The sequence below is a fragment of the Cryobacterium breve genome (genome assembly GCF_027594785.1).
Taxonomy (GTDB): domain Bacteria; phylum Actinomycetota; class Actinomycetes; order Actinomycetales; family Microbacteriaceae; genus Cryobacterium; species Cryobacterium breve_A.
In genome coordinates, this window is the sequence record NZ_CP075584.1 from 3,550,856 (window position 1) to 3,576,321 (window position 25,466).

At 68.9% G+C, this 25,466-nt stretch carries 15 protein-coding genes and 5 pseudogenes; 10 read left to right on the forward strand and 10 right to left on the reverse strand.

Going from position 1 to position 25,466, the window contains the following annotated elements:
• Positions 1–6: 6 nt before the first annotated feature.
• Positions 7–1,131, reverse strand: coding sequence for a glycoside hydrolase family 6 protein (locus KIV56_RS17310; protein WP_281534386.1), 1,125 nt, complete (start codon positions 1,129–1,131; stop codon positions 7–9).
• Between the two features lie 338 nt (positions 1,132–1,469).
• Here KIV56_RS17310 and KIV56_RS17315 point away from each other — a divergent pair.
• Positions 1,470–3,753, forward strand: a pseudogene (locus KIV56_RS17315) (polyribonucleotide nucleotidyltransferase).
• Positions 3,754–3,911: 158 nt separating this feature from the next.
• Positions 3,912–4,232 (forward strand): ArsR/SmtB family transcription factor, encoded by a 321-nt coding sequence (locus KIV56_RS17320; RefSeq protein ID WP_281534387.1) that lies wholly within the window; start codon positions 3,912–3,914, stop codon positions 4,230–4,232.
• 143 nt (positions 4,233–4,375) lie between these two features.
• Here the strand turns inward: KIV56_RS17320 and KIV56_RS17325 are convergent, their stop codons facing one another.
• The 6 genes and pseudogenes from KIV56_RS17325 to KIV56_RS17355 form a co-directional block, all read right to left on the reverse strand.
• A complete protein-coding gene (locus KIV56_RS17325) occupies positions 4,376–5,881 on the reverse strand; it encodes an NADH-quinone oxidoreductase subunit C (protein ID WP_281534388.1) in 1,506 nt (501 codons plus the stop codon).
• Positions 5,881–7,101, reverse strand: a complete 1,221-nt coding sequence (locus tag KIV56_RS17330) for a proton-conducting transporter membrane subunit (RefSeq protein ID WP_281534389.1) — start codon at positions 7,099–7,101, stop codon at positions 5,881–5,883. Before KIV56_RS17330 ends, KIV56_RS17325 begins: the two co-directional genes overlap by 1 nt.
• 492 nt (positions 7,102–7,593) lie before the next feature.
• Complete coding sequence (locus KIV56_RS17335) at positions 7,594–9,306, reverse strand: NADH-quinone oxidoreductase subunit H (protein WP_281536208.1); 1,713 nt, start codon at positions 9,304–9,306, stop codon at positions 7,594–7,596.
• Positions 9,306–11,323: pseudogene (locus KIV56_RS20680) on the reverse strand (proton-conducting transporter membrane subunit). The gene KIV56_RS17335 and the pseudogene KIV56_RS20680 overlap by 1 nt, the downstream one beginning before the upstream one ends.
• A pseudogene (locus KIV56_RS17350) lies at positions 11,320–11,804 on the reverse strand (NADH-quinone oxidoreductase subunit B family protein). The pseudogenes KIV56_RS20680 and KIV56_RS17350 overlap by 4 nt, the downstream one beginning before the upstream one ends.
• Before the next feature lie 123 nt (positions 11,805–11,927).
• Positions 11,928–12,443, reverse strand: coding sequence for an Lrp/AsnC family transcriptional regulator (locus KIV56_RS17355; RefSeq protein ID WP_281534393.1), 516 nt, complete (start codon positions 12,441–12,443; stop codon positions 11,928–11,930).
• A 185-nt stretch (positions 12,444–12,628) separates the two neighbouring features.
• Here KIV56_RS17355 and KIV56_RS17360 point away from each other — a divergent pair, with 185 nt between their 5' ends.
• The 3 genes and pseudogenes from KIV56_RS17360 to KIV56_RS17365 all read left to right on the forward strand — a co-directional run bounded on the left by KIV56_RS17360 (position 12,629) and on the right by KIV56_RS17365 (position 14,984).
• A complete protein-coding gene (locus KIV56_RS17360; RefSeq protein WP_281534394.1) occupies positions 12,629–13,297 on the forward strand; it encodes a VOC family protein in 669 nt (222 codons plus the stop codon).
• Positions 13,298–13,420: 123 nt separating this feature from the next.
• Positions 13,421–13,492 (forward strand): annotated as a pseudogene (locus tag KIV56_RS20685) (ATP-binding cassette domain-containing protein); the annotation flags it as partial.
• A 94-nt stretch (positions 13,493–13,586) separates the two neighbouring features.
• Positions 13,587–14,984 (forward strand): ABC transporter permease, encoded by a 1,398-nt coding sequence (locus KIV56_RS17365; protein WP_281534395.1) that lies wholly within the window; start codon positions 13,587–13,589, stop codon positions 14,982–14,984.
• Positions 14,985–14,991: 7 nt separating this feature from the next.
• Here KIV56_RS17365 and KIV56_RS17370 read toward each other — a convergent pair whose 3' ends face one another.
• Entirely contained in the window at positions 14,992–15,525 is a 534-nt protein-coding gene (locus KIV56_RS17370) for a glutathione peroxidase (protein ID WP_281534396.1), read from the reverse strand.
• 320 nt (positions 15,526–15,845) lie between these two features.
• Between KIV56_RS17370 and KIV56_RS17375 the strand changes: the two genes are divergently transcribed.
• Entirely contained in the window at positions 15,846–17,534 is a 1,689-nt protein-coding gene (locus KIV56_RS17375; protein ID WP_281534397.1) for a ribonuclease J, read from the forward strand.
• Positions 17,535–17,630: 96 nt separating this feature from the next.
• Positions 17,631–19,733, forward strand: coding sequence for a transglycosylase domain-containing protein (locus KIV56_RS17380; protein WP_281534398.1), 2,103 nt, complete (start codon positions 17,631–17,633; stop codon positions 19,731–19,733).
• Positions 19,734–19,895: 162 nt separating this feature from the next.
• Here the strand turns inward: KIV56_RS17380 and KIV56_RS17385 are convergent.
• Positions 19,896–21,478, reverse strand: a pseudogene (locus KIV56_RS17385) (peptide chain release factor 3); the annotation flags it as partial.
• A gap of 234 nt (positions 21,479–21,712) precedes the next feature.
• On the opposite strand from KIV56_RS17385, the gene KIV56_RS17390 reads away from it, so the two are divergent.
• From KIV56_RS17390 to KIV56_RS17400, 3 genes are all read left to right on the forward strand, one after another.
• On the forward strand, positions 21,713–22,783 hold the full coding sequence (locus KIV56_RS17390; protein WP_281534399.1) for an aldo/keto reductase: 1,071 nt from the start codon (positions 21,713–21,715) through the stop codon (positions 22,781–22,783).
• An 81-nt stretch (positions 22,784–22,864) separates the two neighbouring features.
• The gene (locus KIV56_RS17395) at positions 22,865–24,220 is read left to right on the forward strand and encodes a M16 family metallopeptidase (RefSeq protein ID WP_281534400.1); all 1,356 of its coding nucleotides are present in this window, start codon (positions 22,865–22,867) and stop codon (positions 24,218–24,220) included.
• A 67-nt stretch (positions 24,221–24,287) separates the two neighbouring features.
• Positions 24,288–24,890, forward strand: coding sequence for a histidine phosphatase family protein (locus KIV56_RS17400; RefSeq protein WP_134446926.1), 603 nt, complete (start codon positions 24,288–24,290; stop codon positions 24,888–24,890).
• Positions 24,891–24,906: 16 nt separating this feature from the next.
• On the opposite strand, the gene KIV56_RS17405 is transcribed toward KIV56_RS17400, so the two are convergent.
• Positions 24,907–25,428 carry a GNAT family N-acetyltransferase gene (locus tag KIV56_RS17405; RefSeq protein ID WP_281534401.1) on the reverse strand — a complete coding sequence of 174 codons (522 nt, stop codon included), beginning with the start codon at positions 25,426–25,428 and terminating at the stop codon, positions 24,907–24,909.
• Between the last annotated feature and the right edge of the window lie 38 nt (positions 25,429–25,466).

Consider the following 25,466-nt stretch of genomic DNA (forward strand, 5'->3'; position numbering starts at 1 on the left):
GGGCCGTCAGCGGTTGCGGGCCAGATCGAGGGCGTAGCTCTCGAACCAGGTGCCGGCGGCCGGGCCCCCGTTGCAGGTGCCGTCGCTCAATCCCGGATGCTTGACCCAGAGCAGGGCGTCGAGCTTCACCGCACCGGTATCCGCGGTCGGATTGGCCCCGAGACCCGCGCCGGGCGGGTTGCACCAGGTGCCGAGCCAGCCCTTACCGTTGCGGGAGACGTCGATCACGAAGTGCTTCCAGCCGACCCGCGACGAGACCTTGCCCGCGTAGTCCTGTTCCGCCTGCACCGGGTAGAAGTTGGAGACGTTCGTGAAGAAGCCGTCTGCGGCGGCGATGCCGGCCTGGGTCAGCCAGCTTGCCTGTGCGGTCGGGGTGAGCCAGTTCGAGTTGCCCCCGTCGAGGTAGGTGCGGTTGCCCGCCGCGTGCAGGATATCGATGGCGCCGCGGATGAGCGGCAGGCGCTTCGCCGCCTCGCCCGCGCAATTCGGGCTCGCGAGCATCGACAGGGAGTCCGGTTCGACGAGGATGACGGCGCGCGTGCCGCCGAGGGCGGCGACGATGGTGCGGTTCCAGGCGAGGTAGGTGTCGTAGCCGTGACCGCCGGCCGAGTACCCGCCGCAGTCCCGGTTCGGGATCGCGTATGTCACGAGAACGAGGGTCGTGCCCTGCTGCCGTGCCGCCGCCGCGTGCCGCTTGACGAGCGTCGTCAGGAGCGCGTCCGAATACCAGTCGCCGAGCCAGATCGCCGTCGGCTGGGAGGCGATCTGCTGCACGAGGCCTGCCGAGGCCGTGTCGCCCGCGGCACGGAGCCGCGCAACGGCGGCATCCGCCGGGGTGTCCGGCTCCCGGTAGAAACCGCCGGGAAAGTACACGTTCGACGTCGCCGCAGCGGTCGCGTCGCCAGGGGCATCCGGATCGGTGTCGGGATCGGCGGCGCCCGGCTCCGCGGCCGGAGCCGCGCCCGGATCCGAAGCGGCCGGCGACGGGCTCTGGCCCGACCCGCTCTCGGTACCGGCAGAGTCCGGGCGCTGGGGGAGGGCGACCAGCGCGACGACGAGCACGAGGACAAGGCCGAGGACTCCGAGCAGGACCGGGAGCAGGGTGCGAACGAGGCGCGAGCGGAAGTTCATCGAGGGGACTCCGATGGCGATGACGAGGGGCGGCGCGCGGGCAGTGGCGACGAAGGGCGACGAGCGGGCGTGCAGCGGAGATCGGGGTGGGTCCAGTCAAACCCGGCCGACGGTATCCGGTCAAGCAAACCAGAGATCTTCTCTGCTTCACTTCCGGCCGGGGGCGTGCACTGCGGGCATTTTCCCGCGCGTTTCCTCCCGCCTGCCGCGGGAGACCGCTCTGTTAGACTTGGCGAGGCCAATCTATGGATTGTCCGCACGCCTTGCGCGCCATACGGGTGCGCAAGTCTTCATCGCCGGAATGGCGAGAAGCAAACACAAAAGGAGAGAACCCCCATATGGAGGGTCCAGAAATCACGTTCGCCGAAACCGTTATTGACAACGGCAAGTACGGCACTCGCACGATCCGCTTCGAGACCGGCCGTCTCGCCCAGCAGGCGCAGGGTTCTGCCGCCGCGTACATCGACGAAGAGACGATGTTGCTGTCCGCCACGAGCGCGAGCAAGCAGCCCAAGGAAAACTTCGACTTCTTCCCGCTGACCATCGATGTCGAGGAGCGTATGTACGCTGCCGGCCGCATCCCGGGCAGCTTCTTCCGTCGCGAAGGTCGCCCGTCGACCGAGGCGATCCTCACCTGCCGCCTGATCGACCGGCCGCTGCGCCCGTCGTTCGTCGACGGACTCCGCAACGAGATCCAGGTCGTCGTCACCGTCCTCGCCATCGCGCCGGACGAGTACTACGACGTGCTCGCGATCAACGCCGCGTCGATGTCGACCCAGATCGCCGGCCTGCCGTTCTCCGGCCCGATCGGTGGCGTCCGCGTCGCCCTCATCCCCGACCAGAACGGCTCCGGCCAGTGGGTCGCGTTCCCGAAGCACTCGCAGGTTGAAGAGGCCGTGTTCAGCATGGTCGTCGCCGGCCGCGTTGTGACGGATGCCGATGGCAGCGAAGACGTCGCGATCATGATGATCGAGGCCGAAGCCACCGACAACGCCTGGACCTTGATCCAGGGCGGCGCCATCAAGCCGAACGAAGAGGTCATCGCCGAGGGCATCGAAGCCTCGAAGCCCTTCATCAAGCAGCTCATCGAAGCGCAGCAGAAGGTCGCAGCCGCGGCCGCGAAGCCGACCGGCAACTACCCGGTGTTCCCGCCGTACGTGCCGGCCACCTACGACGCCGTTGCCGCGCTCGCCTATGACGAGTCTCAAGAACGTCTACCAGATCGCCGACAAGGTCGAACGCCAGAACGCAGACGACGCCCTCAAGGCGAGCGTCAAGACCGCGATCGCAGCGAAGATCGAAGCCGGCGAGCTCGACGCGAGCGCCGCCAACCAGGTTTCCGCCGCGTACAAGTCGGTCACCAAGCTCGTCGTGCGCTCCCGCGTGCTCAACGAGGGCGTGCGCATCGACGGCCGTGGGCTCGCGGACATCCGCCCGCTCGACGCCGAGGTCGCGATCATCCCCCGCGTGCACGGTTCGGCGATCTTCCAGCGCGGCGAGACCCAGATCCTGGGCGTGACCACGCTGAACATGCTCAAGCTCGAGCAGACGATCGACTCCCTGAGCCCGGTCACCAAGAAGCGCTACATGCACAACTACAACTTCCCGCCGTACTCCACCGGTGAAACCGGCCGGGTCGGCACGCCGAAGCGTCGCGAGATCGGCCACGGAGCGCTCGCAGAGCGTGCCCTGGTCCCCGTACTGCCGTCGCGCGAGGAGTTCCCGTACGCCATCCGTCAGGTCTCCGAGGCGCTCAGCTCCAACGGCTCGACCTCGATGGGTTCCGTGTGTGCATCGACCCTGTCCCTGCTCAACGCCGGTGTGCCGCTGCGCGCCCCGGTCGCGGGCATCGCGATGGGCCTCATCTCCGACACCGTTGACGGCAAGACCCGCTACGCGGCCCTGACCGACATCCTCGGCGCCGAAGACGCCCTCGGCGACATGGACTTCAAGGTCGCAGGCACGAGCGAGTTCGTCACCGCGATCCAGCTCGACACCAAGCTCGACGGCATCCCCGCCTCGGTGCTCGCCGGAGCGCTCACGCAGGCCAAGGATGCTCGTACGACCATCCTCGCCGTGCTGAACGCCGCCATCGACAAGCCCGACGAGATGGCACCGACCGCGCCCCGCGTGATCAGCGTCCAGATCCCCGTCGACAAGATCGGCGAGCTGATCGGCCCGAAGGGCAAGACGATCAACGCGATCCAGGATGAGACCGGCGCGGACATCTCGATCGAGGAAGACGGCACCGTGTACATCGGCGCCGTCGACGGCCCCTCGGCCGAGGCGGCCCGTGCCCAGGTCAACGCGATCGCGAACCCCTCCAACCCGGAGGTCGGCGAGCAGTTCCTCGGCACCGTCGTGAAGATCGCCGCGTTCGGCGCCTTCGTCTCGCTCCTCCCCGGCAAGGACGGCCTGCTGCACATCAGCGAGGTCCGCAAGCTCGCCGGTGGCAAGCGCGTCGAGAACGTCGAAGACGTGCTCGGAGTCGGCCAGAAGGTCCTCGTCGAGATCACCAAGATCGACGACCGTGGCAAGCTGTCGCTCGCCCCGGTCCTCGAAGACGAGTCGGCATCCGCCGAATCCGTCGTCGAGGTCGCATCGGTGTCCACCGAGGCGTAGTCTTAGAGTTCTGCCGACAACCTCTCGCCAGGTTCGTCGGTTAGACGGAAGGCCCGTTCTGCTTCGGCAGGGCGGGCCTTTTCCGTGCCCGGCTCCACCTATTTGAGAACATTATCAATCGGCGATATAATCAAACGGTGCCGATGACCGGATTGCCCATGGCCCAACTCAAGGCCGACTTGTTCAAGTCGCTGGGGCATCCGCTGCGCGTGCAAGTGCTCGAACAGCTCGTCGGCGGCGAACGCTCGGTCGGTAGCCTCGCCGAGGTGCTCGGCTCAGAGCTCTCCAACCTCTCCCAGCAACTCGGGGTGCTCCGCAGGGCCGGGGTGGTCGTCACCCGCCGTGAGGGCAACACCATCTTCTACGCGGTCCGTGACGCCGGCGTCGCCGAACTGCTCACCGTCGCGAAGCGGATGCTGGTCGCGACTCTCGAAGACTCCCACGCGCTCCTGCGCACGATCGAGCAGGACGGCCAATAGCGGCATCCGCCCGCCCGACACCTCGCGCGCTCCCGTTGGCCGTTGACTGCTGACCGTGAGGTGTCGCATATCGACGTTCCTGGCACTCACGAACGTCGATATGCGACACCTCAGCGGGTCCGGGGGCGCGTCGCGGGCGGGGCTCAGAGGTCGTTGCCCGCGTAGGACTGGTTGAAGCTCTTGTTGACGAGCGGGAAATCGGGCACGATCGTCTCCGCGAGCGCGACGGGCAGCGCCGGCCAGTTGAAGAACGAGGGATCGACGATCTTGACCCGGCTGACCACGCCGCCGGCGCCGAGCTCGACCCGGTGGCAGATGGTTCCGCGCCAGCCTTCGACGAAGGCCAGCCCGGTCCCCGGTCCGAGCGGGTCGACCGCGGTGCCGCTGCCGAGGTGGTCGCCGAGGCGGGCCACGAGGTCGATGGCCACGGCGATCGAGACCGCGAATTCGCCCGCGCGCACCCGGTAGCGGGCGAGCACATCCCCGCCGGTCTCGGTGACGACGTGGAACGCCGGGCCGAGATCGACGAACGGGTGATCCCTGCGGGAGTCCGCGTCGATCCCGGAGGCCCGTGCGACGTACCCGAGGGTGCCGATGGCGCGCGCCTGGGCGCCACCGAGCGGAGCCGTACCCGTGAACCGGTCCCGCACGATCGCGTGGCCGAGGGTGATCGCGATGATCTCCTGCATGTCCGCGGCCACACCTCGGAGAACCTCGGGATCCGGCAGGCCGAGCACCCGGGTGCCGCCGATCCGCACGCCGCCGCGCAGGAAACGCTGGCCGGTGACGGTCTTGTTCAGGCGCAGCAGGGTCTCGCGCAGCCGCTGGGTGTGCGAGTGCACGATCCCGAAGCCGACGTCGTTCGCGAGGGAGCCGAGGTCGGAGACGTGGTTGTAGATCCGCTCGAGTTCGAGCAGGAGGGCGCGGAGCAGCCGGTCGGTCTCGCGGACCTCGATGCCCGCAGCGGCCTCGACGGCCATGCAGTATGCGAGGGAGTGCCCGACCACGGTGTCCCCGGTGACCTGCTCGGCGAGCTCGAGGCCATCGGCCGGCCGCCGCCCCTCGAAGAGCCGCTCGACGCCGCGGTGCATGTACCACTGGCGGGCCTCCATGCGCACGATCGTCTCGCCGACGACGGAGAAGCGGAAGTGCCCGGGATCGATGATCCCGGCGTGAATCGGCCCGACGGCGATCTCGTAGACACCCGGTCCCTCGACCTCGACGAAGGGGAAGGACTCGACGTCCGGCTCGAACCGGGGCGTCACCCGGGCGCCGAGGCGCATCGGGTACCAGCCACGCGGCCAATGCCCGTGCCGCACGAGCCGATACGGCTGCGGGTGGTCGGCCGGGCGTACGCCGTACAGGTCGCGCATCCCGCGCTCGAAGTTGCCTGCCGGATAGGACAGGTCGGCGATGCTCGGCACCCAGGCGTCGTCATACGGAACCGGAACGACGAGATCGACCTGCCGGCGGGGGAAGACGCCCGCGAACGAGTAGACGACGCGCAGGGCGTCGCCGTCGTCGTGGCAGGCGATCATCGCGAGCCGGTTGCCGCTGTCCAGCAGGGCGGATGCCTCCTGCCGCAGCCGGTCGCGGACGAGCACGATGACCTCGGGGCGGCTTGGGGTGGCGGGGGTGGGGTTCGTCATCAGTGGGCTCCTCCCAGCACGGCGGCGGCGCTGGCGAGCAGGATGCCGACCGGGTTCGCGACGAAGGCGACGACGGCGCAGGTCGCAAGAGCGAGCACGAGGGGCAGCAGCGGCCCGTGGGTCGACCGGTCCGGTGCGATCACGACGTCGACGACGTCCACGGCGACGGTGTCGGGGAACGGGGAGGTCACGCGGATGTTGGAGGTCATGGGGAAGGGTTCGGGGGCGCCTGCGCCGGTGGTGCCGTCGATATCGGCTTCTACCTCGCGCCGCGACAGGATCGTGGCCGCACGGTCCGCCTCCGATTCGTCGCCCGGCGCGGTCGGGTGTGCCGTTGTCGCTCCCGGCGCGTGGTCCGGCAGGGTCGGCGGGGTGTGGTCCAGGGAATCGTGCGGTGAACCGATCGTGAGCGCGACGGTGAGCCGGGTGAGGCTCGCGAAGATCACGAGGAGGAGGACGAGGGCGATACCGACGACGATGCCCATGCCTGCGGACCAGCCGGCGAGGATGATGCCGACCTCCGAGAAGAAGATGCTGAACGGGGGAAAGCCGAGGAGGGCCGCCATCGCGACGAGCCACGGGATCGCAAGGCCGGGGCGGCGCACGAGCAGCGCCCGGACGTTCGCGATCTTCGGCGTGCCCTCGACCTCGAGGATCCGGCCGGAGACGACGAAGAGGGTCGCCTTCACGAGGCCGTGGCCGAGCATGTAGAGCAGCACCGCCGGAAGGGCGGCGGCGCCGATTGCGGCGCCGATCGCCATCAGGCCCATGTGCTCGATGCTCGAGTATGCGAGCATCCGCTTGAAATCGCGCTGGCGGATCAGTAGGGCGGCTGCGACGAACAGGGAGAGCAGGCCGGCCACGCTGAGCATCGCCCGGAGGAAGTCCGGGCCGATCACGGCGTCTGTGATGGTCTGCACCCGCAGGATCGCGTAGAGCGCCACCGCGAGCAGCACACCGCTCATCAGGCCGGACACCGGTGCGGGGGCCTGGCTGTGGGCGTCCGGCAGCCAGCTGTGCATCGGTGCGAGACCGGCCTTGGTGGCGAAGCCGAGCACCGCGAGGGCGCCGCCCGCGCGGACGAGGGCGGGGTCGAGCGGCAGGCCAGGCTGGCTGAGCACGAGCCAGGACAGCGTAGCCTCTCCGGTGGCCCGGGAGGCTGCGTAGATGAGGAGGATGCCGAGCAGGGCGATCGCGACGCCGACGGAACCCAGGATCACGTACTTCCCAGGAGGCCTCGAGCGACTTGCCGGTGCGGTGCGCGCCGACGAGGAACGCGGTCGTGATCGTCGTCGCCTCGATCGAAGCCCACATCAGGCCGATGTTGTCTGCGACGACGGCGAGCGACATGGCGGCGAGGAACACCGAGATCAGGCCGTCGTATGACCCCGCCCAGCGTGCGGGAGTCTGCGAGTGGCCACCGCCGCCGAGTCCGCCCCAGGTCGCGACGAGGCCGATGGCGCCGACGACCGTGAGGAGGTAGGCCGAGAGGGCGTCGGCGCGGAGCACGCCGCCGAGCGTCGGCACCTGGTCGTGCAGCACGGCGACGTCGAGGAGGATTCCGGAGCCGAGCACGGCCAGGCTCGAGGCGATCGGGCCGAGCCGACGCAGCGGCGCGGACGGAACCGTGAGGCTCAGGAGCGCGAACAGCACCGGGAAGGCGAGCGGGGTCCAGAGGGCGAAGGACAGGGACGATGCGAGGGACGGGGCCATCAGTCGTGCAACTTTCTCAGCTGGTCGATGTCCGTATTGCCGAACTTGTTGTGCATCCGCCCCGCAAAGACGTAGAGGATCATCACGACGAGGAGCACGTCGAGGGAGATGCCGAGCTCGAGCACGAGCGGGACGCCCCCGCTGGTCAGGAAGGCGACGGTCGCGATGCCGTTGTCGAGCACGAGGAAGCCGATCAGCTGCGAGCGCGCCTGGCGGCGCGTGACGAGGAGCAGGAAGCCGATCAGCACCATGGCGAGCCCGATCGGGGCGGCGTGCGCGGAGATGCTGGTGTCCCGGGCGAGCACCCGGCTCGAGACGACGTAGGCGAGGATCGTGAGCAGGGCCACGGTCAGGAGCGAAGCCGTGGGGTTGAGGCGCGGGGCCTCATCCGTTCGGGTCGTCGCCTTCGACTCGTGGGCGAGCACCCACGGCAGGCCGAGGCCCTTGACGAGCAGCACGAGCACGGCCACGAGGATGACCTCGAGCTCGCCCTTCTGCACGCCGATCACGGCGACGAGCGCGGCGAGGGCGAGGCCCTGCACGGCGAGCAGGCGGATCGAGGCGAGCATCGAGTGCCGCCAGACCATCAGCGCGCTCGTGAGCAGCAGCGTGCCGGTGCAGAGTCCGATGAGTTGCGGGTAGGTGGTTTCGAACACGGATGCTCCTAAGCGACCAGGTAGGAGGCGGTCACGGCGAGCAGGGCAAGGGCGAAGGACCCCGCGAGCAGCTCGGGCACGCTGAACAGGCGCGCCTTGGCGAGGAAGACCTCGCCGACGCTCAGCGCGGTGCCCAGGGCGAGCACCTTGGCGGCAACCAAGAAGGCGCCGAGGAGGAGGCCCGGAACGGTGAAGTCGGTGAGCACGCCCCACGGCACGATGAGGTTGCCGAGCAGGCCGAGCAGGGCGGCGAGCTTGAGCCAGGAACCGAGCTCGAGCCAGGCCAGGTCGCGACCGGAGGCTCTCGAGCACCATGGCCTCGTGCAGCATCGTGAGCTCGAGGTGGGTCGAGGGGTTGTCAATGGGCAGCCGGCTCGTCTCGGCCATGATCGCGATCGCCAGGGCGACCATCGCGAGCAGGCTCACGGGGGAGATGATCACGGCGGGCGTCTGGAGCCGGGTTTGCACGATGAGCGACAGGGTCGAACTGCCGGCCGGGATCGAGAGGGCGTAGATCGAGAGCAGCAGGGTCGGCTCGACAAGGGCCGCGACCGTCATGTGCCTGCTCGAACCCATCCCGCCGAACGCGGTGCCGCCGTCGAGGCCGACGAGGGCGAGCGCCACGACGCCGATCAGCATGACCGAGACGATGACGAACAGGTCGCTCGGGATGAGGGGGAGCGCGAGGGTGCCGACGAGGGGGAGCAGCACGCAGAGCAGCAGGCTCGAGACGAGCAGCACGATCGGGCCGACGGACAGCATCCAGCTCGAGTCCGCCGCGTGCACCGGTTCCTTGGCGAGCAGTTTCCGCACGTCACGCCAGGGCTGCCAGATTCCGGCGCCCGCCCTGCCCTCGAGCCGGGCGCGGACCTGGCGGATCACGCCGATCAGGAGCGGGGCGAGGAAGATGAAGAGCGCGAGCTGCAGCACGGCCATCAGGATCGGGGCGCCGATGCCCGTCCAGGTGAGTTCGACGGCGCGCGCAGCGGTGCCCGTGCCGGCGCCCGCGCCCGGCATCGTGCCGAGGACGAGGCTCACGGCCGCGCCGACGGGCATCACAGGGACACCGCGATCAGCACGACGAGCAGGGCGGCGAACGAGTAGCCGAGGTAGCGGTGGATGCTGCCGTCCTGGGCGCGCCGGGCGAGGACGCCGAAGCGCTGGGCCGCGTTCAGGACCGGCCGGTAGAGCCGGGTCTCAATGACATCGGAGACGGTCTGTTCGACGTGCACCTTCTCGACGAGGTAGCGGGATTCGCCGACGTGGGTGACCTCGACGTCGCGCGACGGCCGGAGGACGTCGTCGAACACCCGCACGAGCGGTTCGGCGTATGAGGTCGCGGTGTACTGCATCCGCGGCCGGAGCCGCGATCCTCCGCCTGCCCACGGCAGCGGGTCGACCCGGGTGGGGTGGCGGCGGGAGCCGAGAGCGACGATCACGAGGATCGGCACGAGCACGAGTGCCGCGAGGATGACGAGGGTGCCCGGGTCGAGCACGACGTCGATGCCGGCGAAACTAACGCCGGCGAGGCCGACGGTACGTACGTCGGGAACGATGACGGGGCCGACGGCTGCGGCGATTCCCGCGGAGAGCGGGCCGGGCACGAGGCCGAGGCCGACGACGGCGAGGGCGCCGAGCGCGAGCGGGACCCGCATCACCCAGGGCACCTCCCGGGCGATGCTCGCCTTCCGGGAGCGCGGCCGGGCGAGGAACGCGATGCCGTATGCCTTGACGAAGGTGAGCAGGGCGAGGCCGGCGGTGAGGGCGAGCACGGCGACGGCGAGCGGCATCGCGATCGACGCGGCGACGGAGACGACCTCGCCGTCGAGGCGGGCGCCGTGGATCAGGGACTGCAGCAGCATCCATTCGGCGACGAAACCGCTCGTGATCGGAAGTGAGGCCGCGCTGAGGCTCGCGAGGCCGAACGCGCCGGCCGTCCACGGCATCCGCTTGCCGAGGCCGCCGAGCCGGTCGAGGTTGAGCTCGCCGGTCGCGTGGGCGACGGCGCCCGCGCCGAGGAAGAGGGTCGTCTTGAACGCGGCGTGACTCACCATGAGGAGCAGTGCCGCGACGAGCGCGGCGTCGGCGGCCGCCGTCGCGTGGTAGCCGCGCAACAGCACGGATGCCCCGAGGCCGAGGAAGACGAGCCCCATGTTCTCGGTGGTCGAGTAGGCCAGCAGCACCTTGAGGTCGCTCGCGACGGAGGCCTGCAGGATTCCGTAGACGGCGGACACGCCGCCGAGCACGAGGATGAGCACGCCCCACCACGGCGGGCCGGAGGGCAGCAGGCGCACGCAGACGAGGAGCGCGCCGTAGACGCCGATCTTGACCATCGCACCGCTCATCGCCGCGGCGACATGGCTCGGCGCCTCCGGAAGCACCCGGGGACCCAGACGTGCAGCGGCACGAGTTCCGCCTTGCCGCCGAAGCCGAGGAGGAGGAGCACGAACGCGAGGTTCGCCGGCCAGGAGCCTTCCTGCACGGTCGCGAGTGTCTGGAAGCCCGTGCCGCCGGTGGCCGCGACGAGCACGCCGAAGCCGGCGAGAACGAAGAAGAAGCTCAGCTGGGACATCGCCGAATACCAGATCGCGGCGGAGTAGACGGTGCTCCGGCTCGCGTGGTCGGCGAGGAGGAGCACGGTGGAGCCGAGGGTCATGATCTCCCAGAGCAGCAGGAAGGACACGACGTCCGTCGCGGCCGGTACCAGCTGCATGCCGCCGAGGAAGACGGCCATGGCCGCCCACGAGGTGCGGGAGGCCTCCGCGCCGCGAGCAGAGCCGATCCCGAAGAGGGAGACGAGGGCGCCGACCGCGGAGACGACGAGCATGAACAGGCCGCCGAGCCGGTCGGGGGAGAGCACGAGGGGGTCGATCGGGAGCGCGAGCGGGATGGTCAGGGCGCCGTTCGCCCCACCGAGTGCGGCAGCCCCCGTGACGATGCCCGCGACACCAAGAAGGGCGCAGAGCGCGCCGGTCGCGCGGGAACGCCAGGACACGGGGCAGAGCAGGCCGGTCGCCACAGCGGCGAGGGCGAGCAGGGCCTGGAGGACGAGGCCGGACTGGACGACGTTCATCGGCCGGTCATCCGGCGGAGGGCGTCGACGATGGCGGCCGGCTCGGGCGGAGTGCCGGGGACGGCGAGGTCGACGTGCACGAAGTCGGACACGGAGCCGGCGACACCGTAGCCGTCGGCGAAGACGCCGCCTGTGATCGCGCAGTCGCCGACGGCGATGATGAAGCGGGGGTGGGGGTCGCGACGACTGTGCGCCGGAGCGGTTCGATCATGTTCCGGGTCACCGACCCGCAGATCAGCAGCACGTCAGCATGCCGGGGCGAAGCGACGAGCCGCACGCCGTAGCGCTCCACGTCGTAGACCGGGCCGAAGGCGCTCGCCACTTCCTGGGCGCAGTCGTTGCAGCCGCCGGCGTTGATGAAGCGCACCTGGATGCTCCCGCCGAAGATCCCGGCGCCGGGGAAGAGGGCGGGGACCGGCGGAGCCTGCTCAGCGATCCGTCCGCTGCGACGGATGAGCGAGGTCAGTCTGGTGACGCTCATCGGGGGACCACGCCGCGAAACATCATTACTTCTTTATATACCTATATGATGAATTTATCAAATAGATTGTGGACAAGGCGCGGCGTGGACAAGGCTCGGTGCGGGGCGGTCGTCCCGCCGGGCTCAGGCCTCGTCGTCGATATCGACGTCGACACGGTTCGCCGGGCCGCGCTCCCGGGTGACCCGGTCGAGCAGCGGGGTGATCCGATAGGGGATCAGCTCGCCCATGGCGAGTGAGGTCTCCGTGCGGTCGACACCCTCGCACGCGAGGATGGTGCCGTCGATGCGGAACAGGTCGTCGGCATCCGTGCACACGACAAGAACGAGCAGGTCTGTCGATCCGCTCATGCCGTGCGCCTGGACGATCTCAGGGATCTGGGTGAGCTCTGCGACGATCTGGCTGAGCCGCTTCTGCTGCAGGTGCACCTGGATGAACGCCGTCAGCGGGTGGCCGAGGGCGATGGGATTGATCCGGCGATCGAAGGCCAGGAAGGCGTTGGATTCCTCGAGGCGCGCCATCCGCGCCTGCACGGTGTTCCTGGACAATCCCAGCCGCTGGGCGAGAGCGACGAAGGTACTGCGCGGCTCGACGCAGAGGGCGCGGAGGAGTTGGAGGTCGACCCTGTCCAGACTGTGCATAACGCATGAGATTAGCACGCAGAAGGCCCACAGAATAGGGCAAAGTGACTAATGGGACGCCCCGCAAGGGCGCATCCGCTCGGGGTGCGTGGCGCGGACGCGGTCGGGCACCCGGTCGTTCCCCGGCGGTTTTAGCGGGGCCCGTTCTCTTGACCGGCGGCAGCCGCCGGAGCAGAGTGAGGTGCATGAGCGCAACCGGTTCGATCCAGAGTCCCGCGCAGACCGCCGCCGTGCTCGGGGGCGGCCCGTTCGTGCACCTCGACGGCGCGCTGCATGCGAGCTACCGCACGAGTGATTTCGCCTCGGTGGTGCGCCTCCTCGACCGCGTCGCCGAGGCGGCGGATGCCGCGGGGCACCACCCAGACGTCGAACTCGGCTACGGCAGGGTCGCCTTCCGGCTCCGCTCGCACGACCTCGGAGGCGTGACCGAACGCGACCTCCGGCTCGCCCTGCAGATCCAGGCGCTCGCGAACGAGCTCGGTGCGGAAGGTCTGGTCGTGACGCCTGCCCGCTACGACGTCGCGATCGACTGCACGAATGCCGACTCGATCCGCCCGTTCTGGCGCGTGGGCCTCGGGTACGTCGAACTGGCGGCGGACGGGGACGGCGACGTCGACCTTGTCGACCCGGCGGGACACGGGCCGCGGGTCTGGTTCCAGCACATGGAGATCACCCGGAGCGACCGGAATCGTATCCATCTCGACGTCTACGTGCCCGGCGACGACGCCGAGGACCGGGTGCGCGCGATCGTCGAGGCCGGGGGCACGCTGCTCACCGACGAGCACGCCCCCGAGTGGTGGGTGCTCGCCGATGTCGAGGGCAACGAACTCTGCGTCTGCACCTCGAGCTACTGACGCCCGGGCTGCACGGTGGGTGAGGACGGTGAGGTGAGGGGACGGCCTCCGGCGGGCATCCGTGCCGATCGGATCAGTACGACGATCGGCGGCATCGAGATCCTGGACACGCTGAGCCTGTCCGTGTGCCCCGGGGAGATCCACGCGCTCGTCGGGCTCAACGGTGCAGGCAAGACCACCCTGCTGCGCACGCTCCTCGGCATGCTGGCCCCTGTCAGCGGGACGGCGGCCCTGTCCGGCATCGAGGTTTCGGAGCCTGCCCGCTGCATTATGGGGCCGGGTGGGCCAGATGGTCGAAGGGCCGTTCGCCTATCCCGAGCTGACCGCGCGCGAGAACGTCTATTACTCGGCCCGGCTGCACGGCCTCGACCGGCGTGCGGCGCAAGCCGCGACGACGGATGCCCTCACCGCACTCGGCCTGACCGGGTATGCCGTGCGCAGGGCCGGCCGGCTCTCCACGGGCAACCGCCAGCGGGTCGGTCTTGCGGCGGCGCTCGTACACGCGCCGACGGTGATCATGCTCGATGAGCCGACCGGTGCGCTCGACCCCCGCGGGGTGCTCGTCCTGCGGGAGCTGCTGCGCTCGGCCGCTCGCGATCGGAATGCTGCGGTCCTGGTCTCGAGCCACCATCTCGACGAGGTCTCCCGGATGGCCGACACCGTCACCGTGTTGCACGGCGGGCGAATCGTCGGCACCCTGTCTCCGGGAACGGCGGACCTCGAACGGCAATTCTTCGCGCTCGTCCTTGCTGCCGACGAGGACGCCGATGGTGCGTCCCGCGGCGCTCCCGCTGGCAGCGCTCCTGTCGCCGTCGCGCCTGTAGCCGTCGCTCCGACTCATGGCACTCCGACACCGGATGCTTCGGATAAGGGAACTCGTGCTCCGGGCCCGGCCATGACGACGCGCCAAGGACTCTTCGCGGGAGCACGGGACTTCGAGGCGCTCAAGTTCCGCCGCGCCCTCACCGTGCGCGCGGTCTCTGCCCTGCTCTGCCTCGCGCTGCCGGCGCTCGCCGCGGTCCTCACGGTGGCTGCGACCAACGGCGCGGATACGCCGCTCGCGGCAAAGGCCAGCGTCCTACTCGTCGGGACAGGCTGGTCGGGCTACCTGGGCGCCGTCGCGATGATGCTCTCGGTCGCGAACCCGCTCGGCGTCGGCTTCGTGGTGAGTTGGTGCTTCGGCCGTGAATTCGCCGACGCGTCGTTCGGGGGTCTGTTCGCACTCCCGGTCGGTCGCAGGCAGATCGCGTACGCGAAATTCGCGGTGGTGCTTGGCTGGTCGGCGATCGCGTGCCTTGGCGTCCTGCTGGGCGCGCTCGCTGCGGGGTTGTGCATCGGGCTGGGCATCCCGGATCCCGTCAGCGCCGGGGCGATCGGCGGCAGGGCGCTCGTGGGCGGGCTGCTCGCGGCTCTGCTCGCCCTACCCCTCGCGTTCGTCGCGAGTGCCGGCCGCGGACCCCTCGCCGGCGTCGGGGCACTGATCCTGCTCATCGTCGCCACGCAGGTCATCACCGCGCTCGGTGTGGGCGCCTGGTTCCCCTGGGCGGCGCCCGGGCTCTGGCTCGGCCTCGGCGGTGCGGACGCCGCGTCGGACGTCACCGTGCTCCAGCTGTTCCTCGCCGTCCCGGTCGCAGCCCTCGGCGTGATCGCGACCGGAGAGTGGTGGCATCGGGCACGCGTCCGCTGACTCGGGGTCAGGCGGCGGCGGAGGCGAGCGTCTTCTCGATCGCGCCGACGAGTTCGGGAGATTCGGGTTCGACGGTCGAGGCGAAGCGGTCCACGATCTCGCCCTCCGAGTTCACGAGGAACTTCTCGAAATTCCACTTGACGAGGCCGGGCAGCAGGCCGGACTTGAACTTGGTGAGCTGGGCATAGAGCGGATGCTGGTGCTTGCCCCGCACATCCACCTTGTCGGTCATCGGGAAGGTGACACCGTAGTTGAGCTGGCAGAACGCCTCGATGTCGGCGGCCTCCCCGGGCTCCTGGCCCATGAACTGGTTGCACGGCAGGCCGAGGACGACGAGGCCGTCGTCCTTGAACCGGTCGTAGAGAGCCTCGAGGCCCGCATACTGGGGCGTGAAACCGCACTTGGATGCGACATTGACCACGAGAACGGTCTTGCCGCGGAAGTCGGCGAAGGTCGTCTCCGTGCCGTCGATGAGGGTGAGCGGGGCGTCGTACAGGGGGAAGAAGAAGGCATAATCGCAGGCTATTAGCGAAGTCTCCAAGACGGCTGGGGATGGCTCGGGGACGGCCTGGCGACTGCAGGAGGCGGCGGGCGGCCCGCATGCGGTAGAATTGTGCGTTGACAGCGCGATTCAACGGCCATCCACAGCTGCGCTTTCACTTCACGCTCTGCGGTTCCACACACCCGGATGGCTTTCCACGGCTTCGCCTAAGTCGAATGAGGCTCACGGCCTCGCGACCTGACGCGCGCATCACCTTTTGATTTGCATAACCCCGTCACCACGGCTGCCGGATAGACCCGGCGCCGGCTATGAGACCGGCTGCCCTGTGCGCGGTTTCGCCAAGAAATGAGTTTATTTAATTGACTAAGCACGAACTCGACCTGAACAGCCCGCCGTCCCTCGTCAAGCGAGGACTGCGCGTCATCCCCCTCGGCGGCCTCGGCGAGATCGGTCGCAACATGACCGTCTTCGAACACAAGGGCAAGCTGCTCATCGTCGACTGCGGGGTGCTGTTCCCCGAGGAGACCCAGCCCGGCGTCAACGTGATCCTGCCCGACTTCTCCTACATCCGCGGCCGGATGCAGGACGTCGTCGCCGTCGTCCTGACCCACGGCCACGAGGACCACATCGGCGGTGTGCCCTACCTCCTCCGCGAGCGTGCGGACATCCCCGTCGTCGGCAGCGAGCTCACCCTCGCCTTCGTAAGTGCCAAGCTCGAAGAACACCGGATCACCCCGAAGCTCCAGCAGGTCAAGGAAGGCCAGCGTCGCAGCTTCGGCCCGTTCGACCTCGAATTCCTCGCGGTCAACCACTCCATCCCCGACGGACTCGCCGTCGCGATCCGCACCGAGGCCGGCCTCGTGCTCGCGACCGGTGACTTCAAGATGGACCAGTTCCCCCTCGACAACCGCCTCACCGACCTCCCCGGCTTCGCCCGTCTCGGCGAAGAGGGCGTCGACCTCTTCATGACGGACTCGACCAACGCCGAGGTTCCCGGCTTCACGATGACCGAGGAAGACATCCGCCCGGCCATCGACTCGGTCTTCCGCACCGCACCGCGCCGCATCATCGTGTCGAGCTTCGCGAGCCACGTGCACCGCATCCAGCAGGTCATCGATGCCTCGGCGAGGCACAACCGCAAGGTTGCCTTCGTCGGCCGCTCGATGGTGCGCAACATGGCCATCGCCGAGAAGCTCGGCTTCCTGCACGTGCCGAAGGGCCTCATCGTCGACGTCAAGGCGCTCGAGCGGATGAAGGACAGCCAGGTCACGATGATCTGCACCGGGTCCCAGGGCGAGCCGATGGCCGCCCTCTCCCGGATGGCGAACCGCGAACACACCATCAAGATCGGCGAAGGCGACACCGTCCTCCTGGCGAGCTCCCTCATCCCCGGCAACGAGAACTCGATCTACCGGGTCATCAACGGCCTCACCCGCTGGGGAGCCAACGTCGTGCACAAGGGCAACGCCAAGGTGCACGTCTCCGGCCACGCGAGCGCCGGCGAGCTCGTCTACTGCTACAACCTCGTCAAGCCCAAGAACGTCATGCCGATCCACGGCGAATGGCGCCACCTCAAGGCCAACGCCGAGCTCGCGATCCGCACCGGTGTCCCTGAGGCGCAGGTGCTCGTCGTCGAAGACGGCGTGGTCGTCGACCTCGTCGACGGCGTCGCCAAGATCGTCGGCCGCGTTCAGGCCGAGATCGTCCTCGTCGACGGCATGACCGTCGGCGGCGTCGCCTCCGAGGAAGCCCTCGCCGACCGCGTGCAGCTCTCCAACGACGGCGCCGTCACGATCCTCGGCATTCTCGACACCCGCACCGGCGCACTCGTCGAGCCGGTCGAGTTCATCGCCCGCGGCTTCGTGCAGGACAACGCCTGGATCCAGGGCGCGACGAAGTCCATCGACGACGCCCTCCGCGCCGCCAACAAGGTCAAGATTGTCGACGGGCCCGAGCTCGAAGAGCTCTTCACCCAGAGCGTCACCCGGTGGATGCAGCGCAAGTACCGCCGCATCCCGGTGATCACCTCGGTCGTCGTCGACGCCTAGCCGACAACCCGAAGGCGGATGCCGGTGGACCCGCGGGTCCGGCGGCATCCGCCTTCTTCGTACCACTCGTCCAGAAACGGAAGCCATAGTCGTACCATGACAATTTCATCGTCCAGCAGGAAGAAGGGCCGTCGACTCCGCCGTCGTTCCATCGTCCTGATCGCGATGGGAGTCATCGTCGCCGTCATCGCGACCGTTGTGACCGTCGTAGTCGTGAACCTGCCCGACGACCTCGAGATCGGCCGGTTGTCCCAGAAGAGCAACCTCTACGCGACCACGAGCGATGGCTCGTCCCGCCTGCTTGCGTCGTTCTACGACCAGAACAGGGTCGAGGTGGCGTTCGACGCGATCAGCCCGTTCGTGAAGGACGCTGCGACCTCCGGAGAAGACCCCGGGTTCTACGAACATGGCGGCGTCGACATCTGGGGCACCGTCACGGGCATCGTCGCGACCGTCTTCACCGGCACCACCCGGGGCGGCTCCTCGATCACCCAGCAGTACGTCAAGAACGTGCTCGTGCAGAAGTGCGAAGCCCTCACCGACGACACGGAGCGCGCGGACTGCTACAACACGGCCACCGAGGCGAGCCCCGACCGCAAGCTCAAGGAGATGAGCCTCGCGATCGGGCTCGAGAAGAAGTACTCCAAGGACGAGATCCTGCGCCAGTACCTGAACATCACGGGCTTCGGCGGCTCCGTCTACGGAATCGAATCCGCGGCGAGCTACTACTTCAACACCACGGCGGCCAACCTCACGTTGCCGCAGGCCGCGAGCCTCGTCGCGATCGTGAACAACCCGGTCAAATTCCAGCTCGACAAGCCGGACAGCGCGACGAACGGGGCGGCCAACGGCTACGCCGACAACAAGGGCAGGCGCGATTACATCCTCGATGCGATGCTCGAGCACGGCAAGATCAGCCAGGCAGATCACGACGCCGCGATCAATGCTCCGATCGAGCCGACCATCACCGAACCGAGCACGGGCTGCCAGACCGCGGGCGGCAGCGCCTACTTCTGCGACCTCGTCGTGCACACACTCCGCACCGATCCCGCCTTCGGGAAGGACGCGGAGACCCGCCTGGCCAATTTCCGGCTCGGCGGCTACCAGGTCACCACGACGCTCGACCTGGACCTGCAGATCGCAGCAGAGACCACGATGAAGGAGAACGTGCCGGACACCTTCCCCGGGTGGGACGTCGGCGGGGTCATCACGAGTGTGGAGGTCGGCACCGGGCGGGTGCTCGACATGACCCAGAACAAGGACTACAGCCAGGACCCGGCCGTGCAGGCGACCGGTGACAACTACAGCGGCATCAACTACAACACCGACCTCGACCAGGGCGGCTCCAACGGTTTCCAGACCGGGTCCACGTACAAGGTCTTCACCCTCGCCGAATGGCTCAACACGGGTCACTCCCTGGCCGACTCCGTCAGTTCCCGGCCCCGGTCGAACTGGGGCACCTTCGAGGACAGTTGCAACGGCCCGCAGTCCTACCCGGACTTCAACCCGAAGAACGACTCCTCGTCCGAGAACGGCTCGTACAGCTCGGCGCTGCAATCGACCATCCAATCCATCAACACGGGCTTCATCGGCATGGCGAAGGAACTCGACCTGTGCGCCATCCGCAAGACGGCCGAAGCATTCGGTGTGCACCGTGCCGACGGGAATGCGCTCGAACAGGGTGCGGCATCCGTTCTCGGCACGAACGAGATCGCGCCCCTCACGATGGCGGCAGCGTATGCGGGGATCGCCAACAACGGCGTGACGTGCACGCCCATCGTGATCGACAAGATCACCGGGCCGGACGGCGCGGATATTCCCGCGCCGACGTCGAACTGCGCCCAGTCCGTGAGCACGGACGTCGCCGCGGCGATGGACTACGCCATGCAACGGGTCATGACCAGCGGAACGGCGGCGTCGTCCTACCGCGCCACCACGCCACGGGTGCCGATGATCGGCAAGACCGGCACCACAGATGACAACAAGGACACCTGGATGAGCGGGGCGAGCACGAAGGTCGCCACCGTCGTCGGGGTCGTGAACGTGTCGGGCGACGGCCGTGACCAGCGGACGACGTACTTCGACAGCGGCCAGGCCGCGACCGCCCGGCACCGGATGTGGCCGGATGTCATGAGCGTTGCCAACGAGAAGTACGGCGGGGACAGCTTCCCGGTGCCGCCGAGGAGCATGACCCGCTGACGAGGACCCTGCGGCGCGGGTGAGTTGCGGGAAAGACACCCTCCCGGGCTCGGCGAGGGTGTTTTCCCCGCAACTCAACGAGGGGGAGCGGATGCCCCGGGCCCGGACTACGCGGCGGGTGCCGGCTCCAGGGCGCCGGCGGCGAGGTCCTCGAGCATCAGGCTCCGGGTGGTCGCGGACCGTGTTGCGCAGCCGCCACGGGGTGCTGAACAGGGCGAGGAGGGTGCCGTCGGATCGCATCAGCACCTCGACCTGCCTGTCGTGGCCGAGGATCTCGGCGCTCTCCCGGTTGGTGCGGCGGGCGATCTGGTACGGGAGCGATTCCGAACGGATCGCGGCGCCGAAGTCGTGTGTCATGCGTTCCTCGACGACCTCGAACTGCATCGGGCCGACGGCGCCGAGCACCGGGGCCTGGTCCCCGCGCAGGTCGCTGCGGAGCACCTGGATGACTCCCTCGTGGTCGAGCTGGTCGATGCCGCGCCGGAACTGCTTGTGCTTGCTGCTGTCGGCGGAGCGCACGGCACGGAAGTGCTCGGGAGCGAACATCGGCAGCGGGGGGAACTCAACGGGTTCGCTCTCGAAGATCGAGTCGCCGACGCGGAGCGCCGACGCGTTGACGAGCCCGACGATGTCGCCGGGCCAGGCCTCGTCGGCCACTTCGCGTTCGCGTCCGAAGAGGTGCTGGGCGTACTTTGTCGCGAAAGGCCGGCCGGTCGCCGCGTGGGTGACGATCATTCCGCGGCGGAACTGGCCGGAGCACACCCGCACGAACGCGACGTAGTCCCGGTGTGAGGCGTTCATGCCCGACTGCACCTTGAACACGAAGCCGGAGAACGGCGAAGCGACGGCGCGGTGCCCGCCGGCCGCGTCGACACGGGCCTCCGCCGCCGGGGCGAAGTCCACGAGGGTGTCGAGGATGTGCTGCACGCCGAAGTTGAGCACCGCGGCGGCGAACAGCACCGGCGTTGTCTCGTTGGCAAGGAACCTGGCCTCGTCGTGATCCTGGTCTTCTTCGCCGAGCAGTTCGGATTCCTCGGTCGCGGTGACCCAGGCCTCCCCCTCCTGAGCCGCTGCCACATCGAACGGTACCCGGTCGCTGTCGGCGGCGGTCGCGCCGCCCGCCGTGCGGGTGAAGCGGATGAATTCCTCGGTCGAACGGTCGATGACCCCCGGAAGTCCCCGGCGATTCCGACCGGCCACGTCAGCGGCGTCGGAAGGAGCCCGGTGCGGGTGCGGATCTCGTCCATCAGGGCGAGGGCGTCGAGCCCGGGCCGGTCCCACTTGTTGATCACCGTGATCACGGGGAGGTTGCGCTGGCGGCAGACGTCGAAGAGCTTCATGGTCTGCACCTCGAGACCCTTGCTCGCGTCGACGAGCATCACGGCGGCGTCGACGGCGGACAGGACCCGATAGGTGTCCTCGGAGAAGTCGGCGTGGCCGGGGGTGTCGACGAGGTTGATCACGCTGTCGCGGTACTCGAACTGGATCGCCGCGCTCGTCACCGAGATGCCACGGGCCTGCTCCATGGCCATCCAGTCGCTCACGGTTCCGCGTCGGCCCGCCTTGCCGTGGGTCGCGCCCGCGGTCGTGATGGCGTGCGCGTGCAGGAGGAGTGCTTCGGTGAGGGTCGACTTTCCCGCGTCGGGGTGGCTGATCACGGCGAAGGTGCGGCGCCTGCGCGCCTCTGCGGTGATCTCGGTCGCGGGTGCGCCGGTCGTCGGCACGCCGGTGGTGGGCTGCGTCATGGATCCTTCTTTCGCGGCTGATTCGTTCGGGCTCACGCCTGCTCAGAAGGCCGTAACCGGAATCGTTCCCGTACAACTCTATCCGGCGTGGCGCGGCGACCTCGCGGCAGATGCCCAGCATCCGTTTTGATAACGGTTCCGGCGTGTCCTTTCCGTCTGCCGAATCGCGGGTTACTCTCAGCTTTGGGGCCAAACCCAGCAGTAGCGGTACGCAGTAGCGGTAAGGAGTGACGGATGACCCAGCCAGGCATTCAGGATTCCGAGCGCACTCGCGACGCGGCCTCGTCCGACGTCGTCGCGCACCGGCTCCAGGGTCCGCCGCCGATCTCCGTCTCGATCCCGGTCCAGCCCGACGGGCGCCTTCCGCGTGTCGGCGCTCGGCGCACCATCGCAGACACCGACCTCTCCGTGCACCCGGTCGCCCTCGGCTCGAGCGTCTTCGGCTGGACGGCCGACGGCGAGACGAGCCACCGCATCCTCGACCGGCACCGCGCGCTCGGCGGCAACTTCCTCGACACCGCGGACAGCTACACCTCCGGGCGGAGCGAAGTGATCATCGGGTCCTGGCTGCGCACCCGCAAGGCGCGCGACAGCACCGTGATCGCCACCAAGATCGGCAAGAACCGGGACAACCCCGGGCTGTCCTCCCGGAGCATCATCGGCGCCGTGCAGGCGTCGCTCGACCGGCTCGGCACCGATTACATCGATCTGCTGCACTTCCACTTCGACGACCCGACCGTTCCGCTCGAGGAGAGCCTCGGCGCCGTCGACGTGCTGATGCGCAGCGGCCAGGTGCGGTACCTCGCTGCCTCGAACTTCTCCGGGGAGCGCCTCATGGAGGCGCGCATCCTGGCCGCGAACGGCCTGCCGCGCTTTGTCGCCCTGCAGACCGAGTACAGCCTGCTCCGGCGCGCCGGCTACGAGTCTTCGCTGTCCCTCGTGACCCGGGCCCAGGGTCTCGCGGTGCTGCCGTACTTCTCCCTCGCGCACGGTTTCCTGGCCGGTCGGTACCGCTCCAAGGCCGACCTGCACAGCACGACGAGGGATGCCCGCGCCGCGAAGCACCTGAGCAGGCCCGGGCTGCGGGTCCTCAGCGTCGTAGACCGCATCGCGGCCGACCACGATACCGGGGCTGCATCGATCGCGCTCGCGTGGCTGCTCGCCCAGGCCGGGGTGACCGCACCCGTCGCGGGTGCCAGCCAGCCGGACCAGGTGGATGCCCTCATCGCGGCCGCCGGAATCCGGCTCACCCGCAGCGACATGGTCGATCTCGAACGAGTGTCCGGGCTCGCTGCCTCGCGCTGACGCCGACGCCGCCCAGCGCTCGAATCCGGTTCCGCAAGGCACTCTGACGCCGTCGGTACCGTGACGTAGGGTGGTGATGTCATGAACAGCGCCGTTGAATTTCCCCTCACCCTCGCCGAGTTGTCCTTTAAAGCAGCCGGTGAATCCGTCGTGCGCCGGACCGTGCTCCCGAGCGGTGTCCGCATCCTCAGCGAGCACGTCCCCGGCAGCCGGAGCCTGACGATCGGCTACTGGGTCGCCGTCGGCTCCCGCGACGAAGAGCCGGAACATTACGGCTCCACCCACTTCCTCGAACACCTTCTCTTCAAGGGCACGGCCACGCGCAGCGCCCTCGACATCGCGATCGCCTTCGACTCGGTCGGCGGAGAGCACAACGCGATGACCGCGAAGGAATACACCTGCTACTACGCGAAGGTGCGCGACCGCGACCTGCCGATGGCGGTCGAGGTGCTCACCGACATGCTCACCTCGTCCACGATCGACCCGGTCGAATTCGAGACCGAACGCGGGGTGATCCTCGAGGAACTCGCCATGGCCGACGATGATCCGGCGGATGTCGCGAACGAGCGCTTCTTCGAAGCCGTGATGGGCAAGCATCCGCTCGGACGCCCGATCGGCGGCAACCCCGACACGATCAGGGCGGCTACCCCGGAGGCCGTGCTCGCGCACTACCGGGCCAACTATCGTCCGCAAGACCTCGTCGTCACCGTCGCCGGCGCCGTCGACCACGACGTGCTCGTGGCCGACGTGACGCGGGCGCTGTACCGTGCGGGCTGGGACCTCAACGAGAACGCCTCACCGGTCGGGCGTCGCAACGGGCAGCCAGCAGAGATCCGCCAGGGCAGCGCGGTCACGGTCGTGCGGCGTCCCCTCGAGCAGGCGAACCTGCTTCTCGGGTTCCCCGGGCTGCTCGCCACCGACGATCGCCGTGTGACGATGAGCGTACTCACCTCCATCTTCGGCGGCGGCATGTCCTCCCGCCTGTTCCAGGAGGTGCGCGAGAAGCGCGGGCTCGCGTATTCCGTGTACTCATTCGCCCCCGGCTACTCCGACGCCGGCCTGTTCGGGATGTACGCGGGCTGCACGCCGGCGAAAGCGGGCCAGGTGGCCGAGTTGCTGCTGAGCGAACTGAACCGGCTGGCCGAGTACGGCGTGACCGCCGACGAAATGAGGCGTGCGTCCGGGCAGCTCTCCGGGGCATCCGCACTGGCCCTTGAGGACTCCGACACTCGGATGTCCCGGCTCGGCCGGGCCGAGATCACCCTCGGCGAGTTCGTCGACCTCGATGTGGCGCTGGGCCGGCTCGCCCGGGTCACCGCGGACGACGTGCAGGCCCTCGCCGTCGAACTCGCCGCCGGCCCGCTCTCCATCGCCGCCGTCGGTGCGCTCGACGACGACGTCTTCGCAGGAATCGTGCCTGCCTCCGCCCAGCCCTGATCCAACGGGCACCTGGCCCTGTATACCCGGCCGTGCGGCCGAACGCCCCGAACCGAAAGAGATCCCGTTGCCCCACTACATCTACCTGGTTCGCCACGGCGAGCAACAGGATGCCGAACACGGCTTGCCCGACGGGCCGCTCTCGGCGCGCGGCAAACGGCAGGCGCAGCTGATCGCGGAACGCCTCGGCGGCGTGCCGTTCACCGACGCCTGGCACTCGCCCTTGCAGCGCGCGGCCGAGACCGCAGAGATCGTCGCCGGCCGGCTGCCCTCGCTCACCCCGGTGCCCTCCCCGCTGCTCTTCGACTGCATCCCGACCGGGATGGCGCCGGAGACGCCCGCCGCATACGCCCCGTTCTTTGGGGCAGTCACCGAGGAGGAAATCGAGGCCGGCCGTGCCCAGATGGACGACGCGGTCGCCGAGTTCCTGCAGCCCCGCCGGGGCGAACGCCACGAACTGCTGATCACGCACAACTTCGTCATCGGCTGGTTCGTGCGCGCGGTTCTCGGGGCTCCGGACTGGCGCTGGATCAGTATCAATCAGGCCAACTGCGGCCTCACCGTCCTGCTGCAGAAGCCGGGCCGCCCGTGGACTCTCGTCACCCACAACGACACCGGGCACCTGCCCGTCGAGATGCGCACCGGACTGCCCGACCCGCTGCTGTACTAGCCGGCGAGACCCCGTCCTAGCTGCGAGCGAGGCCCTTCCGGTACCAGTTGGTGGCGTTCGGGTTGTCGTTGTACGGCGGGCAGTCCTCGAAGCCGGCGCTCCGGTAGAGCGCGCCGGCGGCCTGCAGGCTCGCGTTCGTGTCGAGAACGAGCTCGGCAGCTCCGAACAGGCGTGCCCGCCGCTCGAGTTCGGCGAGCAGCGCCCGCCCCCAGCCCCTCCCGCGGGTGCCGGGCTGCAGCCAGAGGTGCTTGACCTCGTAGCGGGCGCCTTCGGCGGGTGTATCCCCGATCCGACGGATGCCGCCGCACCCGACCCAGGCTTGCTCCGGGTTCCCGCTCGGCTCGCCGACGAGCAGGAAGACACCCTGCGGTGGCAGGAAGTCCCCTGCCACCGGGAAAGTCGTACGGTAGGCGCCCTGGTCGGCGGGAAAGCTCGACTGCCGATCACTGAAGTAGGCCGTGAGGAGGGCGAGGGAACCGGCATCCGTCACGGATACCTCGCGGAAGACGGGGCCTGGTGCTGTCGGGGTCGCTGGCATGCCACAAGGCTACGTCGGAGAACCCGGCCTGCCCAGTT

Excerpts from the sequence above, each read along its gene's own strand:
- KIV56_RS17310 (WP_281534386.1), bottom strand. The coding sequence starts at position 1,131 with ATGAACTTCCGCTCGCGCCTCGTTCGCACCCTGCTCCCGGTCCTGCTC.
- KIV56_RS17320 (WP_281534387.1), top strand. The coding sequence starts at position 3,912 with ATGGCCCAACTCAAGGCCGACTTGTTCAAGTCGCTGGGGCATCCGCTG.
- KIV56_RS17325 (WP_281534388.1), bottom strand. The coding sequence starts at position 5,881 with ATGACGAACCCCACCCCCGCCACCCCAAGCCGCCCCGAGGTCATCGTG.
- KIV56_RS17335 (WP_281536208.1), bottom strand. The coding sequence starts at position 9,306 with ATGCCCGTCGGCGCGGCCGTGAGCCTCGTCCTCGGCACGATGCCGGGC.
- KIV56_RS17355 (WP_281534393.1), bottom strand. The coding sequence starts at position 12,443 with ATGCACAGTCTGGACAGGGTCGACCTCCAACTCCTCCGCGCCCTCTGC.
- KIV56_RS17360 (WP_281534394.1), top strand. The coding sequence starts at position 12,629 with ATGAGCGCAACCGGTTCGATCCAGAGTCCCGCGCAGACCGCCGCCGTG.
- KIV56_RS17365 (WP_281534395.1), top strand. The coding sequence starts at position 13,587 with ATGGTCGAAGGGCCGTTCGCCTATCCCGAGCTGACCGCGCGCGAGAAC.
- KIV56_RS17380 (WP_281534398.1), top strand. The coding sequence starts at position 17,631 with ATGACAATTTCATCGTCCAGCAGGAAGAAGGGCCGTCGACTCCGCCGT.
- KIV56_RS17390 (WP_281534399.1), top strand. The coding sequence starts at position 21,713 with ATGACCCAGCCAGGCATTCAGGATTCCGAGCGCACTCGCGACGCGGCC.
- KIV56_RS17395 (WP_281534400.1), top strand. The coding sequence starts at position 22,865 with ATGAACAGCGCCGTTGAATTTCCCCTCACCCTCGCCGAGTTGTCCTTT.
- KIV56_RS17405 (WP_281534401.1), bottom strand. The coding sequence starts at position 25,428 with ATGCCAGCGACCCCGACAGCACCAGGCCCCGTCTTCCGCGAGGTATCC.